The sequence below is a fragment of the Collinsella sp. LCP19S3_A7 genome, assembly GCF_052121995.1.
Lineage (GTDB): Bacteria > Actinomycetota > Coriobacteriia > Coriobacteriales > Coriobacteriaceae > Collinsella.
In genome coordinates, this window is record NZ_JBQKDE010000046.1 from 1 (window position 1) to 739 (window position 739).

At 54.7% G+C, this 739-nt stretch carries 1 rRNA gene; it reads right to left on the minus strand.

Annotated features, from left to right (window positions below):
- Nucleotides 1-648: 648 nt before the first annotated feature.
- Nucleotides 649-739 (minus strand): 5S ribosomal RNA (rrf, locus tag ACTQV3_RS09250); the annotation flags it as partial.

The following is a 739-nucleotide window of genomic DNA, read 5'->3' on the forward strand; positions in this document are numbered from 1 at the left end:
CCTCGCAGTATCCGGTTCTCAAGGTGCACGCCTGCGCCGGTTCCCGGTCCGACCGGGCCGCGCGGCAAGGAGATATATTGCCAGACCGGAGGGGCCCCGGGGGCGGGAATCCAGCACTCCATATTTTGTTCACAAATGAACCAGAGGGCCCTGGAATCCGACAGGGTCTAATCGACGATCGTATATCTCAGACAGACCGTATGACCTCGGTGTTCATGCTGTCCGATGTATACGTATCGGTTATAGACCCAAACCAGAATTAAATAGCACCTAGGAGATAGATTGCGACGGTTCCCCTTATAAAGCCTTTACGCGACAAAGGACCCCGCCAGACAGCGCTGGAGCCCCATTAGTGTGCAATCCTAGCCGAAAGACGTGAAACGCGAGAAAAGATTGATTTGTAATCTAAATTGGCAGATCCATCTAGGAAATACGCAACCAGCCAAAGGAGCGTTCCTAAGTGCGGACTGTAAAGAACGAGTCCCAAAAACAGGCCTCGAAAAGAATCAACCCACTTCATATGCTATTGCAACTTCAGAATAAAGAAATCAACTATCTAGAGCCACGGATCAATACAAACGCAAAAAAGGGGGAGACCGCGAGGCCTCCCCCTTCTCGATTCTCGATGACGGCTCGGTGCCGTCCACCGGTCAGCGGCGCCCTGGCCTCCCACGGGCTGGCCCCGCAGTACTCTCGGCGCGATGGGGCTTAGCTTCCGGGTTCGGAACGGGACCGGGCG